The sequence below is a fragment of the Mycobacterium sp. genome (assembly GCF_035499775.1).
Lineage (GTDB): Bacteria > Actinomycetota > Actinomycetes > Mycobacteriales > Mycobacteriaceae > Mycobacterium.
This window is the reverse complement of sequence record NZ_DATJYB010000434.1, coordinates 1-5,141: the sequence shown is the minus strand read 5'-3', so window position 1 is coordinate 5,141 and position 5,141 is coordinate 1. Positions and strand designations below refer to the sequence as shown.

General features: G+C 68.3%; 4 protein-coding genes. 2 read left to right on the top strand and 2 right to left on the bottom strand.

The window, feature by feature from the left end; genetic code table 11:
* A partial coding sequence (locus VML93_RS26880) for an acyl-CoA dehydrogenase family protein (RefSeq protein ID WP_325615302.1) occupies positions 1 to 1,118 on the bottom strand: 1,118 nt, incomplete at its 3' end.
* A gap of 147 nt (positions 1,119 to 1,265) precedes the next feature.
* Between VML93_RS26880 and VML93_RS26875 the strand changes: the two genes are divergently transcribed.
* Together VML93_RS26875 and VML93_RS26870 are read left to right on the top strand one after the other, a co-directional pair.
* Positions 1,266 to 2,090, top strand: coding sequence for a ComEA family DNA-binding protein (locus VML93_RS26875; RefSeq protein ID WP_325615301.1), 825 nt, complete (start codon positions 1,266 to 1,268; stop codon positions 2,088 to 2,090).
* Positions 2,091 to 2,140: 50 nt separating this feature from the next.
* Entirely contained in the window at positions 2,141 to 3,652 is a 1,512-nt protein-coding gene (locus VML93_RS26870) for a ComEC/Rec2 family competence protein (RefSeq protein WP_325615303.1), read from the top strand.
* A 16-nt stretch (positions 3,653 to 3,668) separates the two neighbouring features.
* Here the strand turns inward: VML93_RS26870 and VML93_RS26865 are convergent, their stop codons facing one another.
* Complete coding sequence (locus VML93_RS26865; RefSeq protein WP_414686452.1) at positions 3,669 to 4,874, bottom strand: serine/threonine-protein kinase; 1,206 nt, start codon at positions 4,872 to 4,874, stop codon at positions 3,669 to 3,671.
* Positions 4,875 to 5,141: the final 267 nt, after the last annotated feature.

Below are 5,141 nucleotides of genomic sequence, written 5' to 3'. Positions count from 1 at the left end.
ACTTCGTTGCTGCCGCCGTAGATCGACGTCTTGCGGTAGTTGAGGTAGCGCGGAGCGCTTGATTGCGCCCATGGGGGAGAAGCGATTTCGTCACCGTTAATCGGGAGTGCGTCGGGTCCGGCCACCTCGACCAGCAATTCGGTGGCGGTCTGTTGTAGTTGGCTGCCGCGCAGCTTGAGCACCGAGGACGCCGGGTTGGGCTTTCCGCCGGCGGAGCTCGAGACCACCCGCGCCTGGGTGAGTTCCAGTGCCAGCAGCTCGTTTTCGGCCTCGGCAAGTCGCGCGGCGAACAGCGGATCCTTGAGCACCCCGGTTGCCGCGGCATGCTTTTTCACCTCGGCGAGGCGGACTTTGGTGCGGCCCACCCCGGCGATGCCGGTGCGCTCGTTGCCCAGCAGAAACTTCGCGTACGTCCAGCCCTGGTTCTCTTCTCCGACAAGCTGATCGGCGGGGACCCGCACGTCGGAGAAGAACACCTCGTTGACTTCGTGGCCGCCGTCGATCAGCTTGATCGGCCGCAGCGTGATGCCCGGCGTGTTCATGTCCATCAGCAGGAACGAGATGCCGGACTGGCGCTTGGGCGCCTGTGGATCGGTGCGTACCAGGCAGAAGATCCAGTCCGCGTACTGGCCCAACGTCGTCCAGGTCTTCTGTCCGTTGACCACGTAGGTGTCGCCGTCGCGGGTCGCGGTGGTCCGCAGTGAGGCGAGGTCGGAGCCGGCTTCGGGCTCGGAGAACCCCTGGCACCACCAGATGTCCATGTTGGCGGTCGGCGGCAGGAAGCGCTCCTTGATCTCCTGGGAGCCGAATTCGGCGATCACCGGGCCGACCATCTTGACGTTGAAGTTCAGCGGCTCCGGGACGCAGGCCAATTGCATCTCGTCGGACCAGATCTGGTGCTGGGTGGCGGTCCAGTCCTTGCCGCCCCATTCGACCGGCCAGTTCGGTACCGCCAGGCCGTGCTCGTTGAGGATCTTGTGGCTGGTGACCAGGTGGTCGCGGGTCAGCGCCGAGCCCTGACGTACCAGCTCGCGCAGTTCTTCCGGGATCTTCGTGGTGTAGATGGTGCGAAGCTCGTCGCGGAAGGCGGCTTCGTCGTCGGTGAGCGCCAGTTTCATGGCGGGGCTCCTCTTGTCGTTCGCTGCGGGTTCCATCTTGGACCATCCCGCGTTGGGCTTTTCCACAGCCTCGGGTTAATCCACAGGCGGCGTTTGGTGGGCCGTTTCTGCGGCCGTTATGGCGGTGGCCGCACCTACGGTCGGCGCATGCGAACAGAACTTCCCGCCCAGCGGTTGCAGCGACGATTGGGTGCCGAGCCGGACGCAGACGACGAACCGGACGCTGCTCCGGAAGAGGACCAGAACTCGTTGCTGCCGCGCTGGCTTCCCGACGCGTCCAGTGGCGGAGGCTGGGTGGCCAAGCTGCGCGCGGATCCGGGCCGCGCGGGTGCCATCGCGTTGGCCGTGGTGGCGGCCCTGGCCGTGCTGATCACGGTGTTCACCTTGGTGCGCGACCAGCCCGCACCGGTGATGTCGGCGAAGCTTCCTCCGGTACAGCCTGTTTCGTCGTCCGGCACCCGTTCGTCGGCGATTCCCAGCGCAGTGCCTGACCACCCGTTGGTGGTCAGCGTGGTGGGCCTGGTGCACAAGCCGGGACTGGTCACCCTGACGCCGGGTGCGCGGATCGCCGATGCGTTGCAGGCCGCGGGTGGTGCGGTGGACGGTGCCGACATCATCGGACTGAACATCGCCCGCCCGGTCGGCGACGGCGAACAGATCGTCGTGGGGCTGGCTCCGCTGTCCGGGCAGCCGAGGGCGCTGGGCAGCTCGGTGAGCCCGGGCTCGGCCGGCCCGCCGGCCTCCGGGCCGGCGTCGGGATCGCCCAAGCCCAAGCGCGGCGAGCCGGTCGACCTCAACACCGCGACCGTGGAGCAACTGGACGCCCTGCCCGGGGTCGGACCCGTCACCGCCGCCGCGATCGTGTCCTGGCGGCAGGCCAACGGCAAGTTCACCAGCGTCGATCAGCTGGCCGAGGTGGACGGTATCGGCCCGGCGCGGCTGGAGAAACTGCGTGCCCTGGTCCGTGTCTGACGGCGGTGGGTCAGCCCGACAGCGGCGATTCGGCGCTGGCGCAACTCGATGTGCGCCTGGTCCCGGCCGCGCTCACCGGCTGGGTCGTGACCGCGGCCGGGATCGTGTGGCCGGTGGGGCGCGTGTTCGCGTGGTGCTGCGCGGTGTTGGCCGTCGGCTCGGCCTTTATGTGGTGGCGGGCCGAACGATCCCGCGCGATCAGCGCCGGCCTAATGGCGGTCGGCGTGGTGGGCGCGGGATTCGGGCTGGCGATCGCATTGCGTGCCGATGCGGTCGCGCGCCACCCGATTACCGCCGCGTTCGGCGCCGCCGTGCCCGTGACGGTCACACCCAGCGAGAGCGCGATGTCGTTGGGCAGCGGCCGGTTGATGTTTCGCGCCACGCTGCAGCGGCTGCGCGACGACCAAATGTCCGGCCGCGTAGTGGTTTTCGCCCGGGCCACCGAACTCGATGAGGTTATGGTCGGTCGGCCGATGCGGTTTACCGCGCGCATCAGCCGTCCCAAGCGGCATGACCTGACGGTCGCGACGCTGAACGCAACGGGGCGGCCGACGGCGGGCCAGGCCGGTGCAATGCAGCGGGCCGCGTATGCCGTCCGCACTCGGTTCGCGGCCGCCGTGCGAAACGTGCTGCCCGTCGAGCAGGCCGCGATGCTGCCCGGCCTGGTCCTGGGCGATACCTCGGCGGTCACCGCCACGACCAGCCGCGAGTTCAAAGCGGCAGGCATGACGCATCTGACGGCGGTGTCGGGCGCCAACGTCACGATCGTGTGCGGGGCGGTGCTGTTCTCGGCGCGGCTGGTCGGCAGGCGGTTTGCGGTGCTGCTCGCCGCGGCGGCGCTGGCGGCGTTCGTCATCGTCGTGCAGCCGACGGCCAGTGTGTTGCGGGCGGCCGTGATGGGCGCGATCGCGCTGGCGGCGATGCTGTCGTCGCGGCGGCGGCAGGCGATTCCGGCGCTGTGCGCCACCGTGCTGCTGTTGATGGCGGTCGCGCCGCAGCTGGCTGTCGACGTGGGCTTCGCGCTGTCGGTGGTGGCGACGGCCGCGCTGGTGGTCATCGCGCCGGTCTGGTCGCGGCGGCTGGTCGCGCGCGGCTGGCCCAAGCCGCTGGCAGATGCGGTGGCCGTGGCGGTGGCCGCGCAGCTGGTGACTGCCCCGCTGGTCGCGGCGATCTCGGGCCGGTTCAGCGTGGTGGCGGCGGTCGCGAACCTTGCGGCGACGGTTGTGATCGCGCCGATCACGGTGTTGGGTACTGCGGCGGCCGTGCTGTGCCCGTTCTGGCCGGCCGCGGCGCAGCTGCTGATTCGGTTCACCGGTCCTGAAGTGTGGTGGGTTCTGCATGTGGCGCATTGGGCGGCGGGTGTGCCCGGGGCGACGGTGCCGGTTCCCAAGGGCGTGGCCGGCGTGCTGCTGGTCGGCGGCGTCAGCGTGCTGGCGGTGGTGCTGTGGAGGTGGCGGTGGTTTCGGGTGTCAGCGCGGTGGGCGGCGGCGGTGGCTGCTATTTGCCTGCTGGCTTGGTTCCTATCAGGAATGCCCGAAGCCCTCCGCAGCGAGGTGACCTGACGACTGCGCCAGATCGCTATTGGCTTGGGCGGTGCCCACCGGTTCTCAGTCGTCCCGCGGCCAGCATTATCAGTCCGATCACGAGGACCACGAGCCCGATGGTTAAGAGCACCGGCACGACAAGGTAGCCGACGGCAATAAGAATGCCCCCAAGAGTGATCAGGGACAACGCGCCCCAACTGACTCCGCCGGACTCCTTCGGAGCGGGCGGCGCGGTACCCGCCGCCGAGACGGTCTGCTGATCAGCCTCGGAAGTCGGCCCGAAACGCGCCACATTCGGTGCCGGCGGCACCGAACGGCCAGCCGGCGGCGGCCCGGGGTCGTACGCATACGCGGGCGTCGTGGCAGGAGGCGTCGGCTTTGTAGGTGCCGCGTTCGGCGCCGGCCGCTGGATGGGCTCGGTGATGGCCTCTCGGGCGGCTTTGGCCAACTCGACCGTCGTCGCATAGCGCTCGTTGGGGTCTTTGGCCATCCCGCGCGCAATGACCCCGTCGACCTGTGCGGGGACGGCCGGCCGATTCACCGACGGCCGCGGTGGCGGGGCGTTGAGGTGTGCGGCAACAAGTTGCGGCATGGTGTTGCCGGGGAAGGGCGGACTGCCGGTGAGGCATTCGTAGAGTACGCAGGCCAGCGAGTAGATGTCGGCGCGAGCGTCGTCGTCGACGCCCATCGCTAGCCGCTCCGGCGCGATGTACTGAAAGGTGCCAATCGCGTAGCCGGACTTGGTCATTCGCGTCTCGTCGAGCACCCGGGCGATGCCGAAGTCGATCAGGTAGGCGAAGTCGTCGTCGTCGAGCAGGACGTTAGAGGGTTTGATGTCGCGGTGCAACAGGCCCACCTTGTGGGCGGCATGCAGCGCCTTGGCGACCTGGCCGACGATATTGACCGCCCGCGCCGGATCCAGCGGTCCGTCGTTCAGCACGGCTTCCAGGTCGCGGCCCTCGATCAACCGCATGTCCACATAGAGGCGGCCGTCGATCTCGCCATAGTGATGGATCGGGATGACGTGCGGGCTGTTCAGGCGCGCGGCGGCGTGGGCTTCGCGGCGGAAGCGGCGCTGAAACTCCTCGTCCTCTGACAAATGCGCGGGTAGCACCTTGATGGCCACGATGCGGTCGGTCTCGGTGTCGTGGGCCTGCCACACCTCACCCATGCCGCCGCGGCCGAGCAGCTCCATCAGGCGGTAGCGCCCGAACGGCGTCCCGTCCACATCACCCTCCATACAGCTCCACATCAATCTCAAGCAGCACGAAAATCTCAAGCAGCACGAACCCCACGATAAGTCCGTCTACCCGTGGAGAACCTGAAAACCACGCACGACGAGGTTTGCGCCGACATCTTCGAATTCTCTTGGCGCATCAGCGTCACCAAACGTCAACTCGCAGAGCCGCCCGTAGTGCTGCTGTTCGGAACCTTGGTGAAGGTATGGGTCTCTTTGCCCTGCCCGAGGGTTGCGGTCATGGTGTTGCCGTCGCTGCTGAGGTGATAA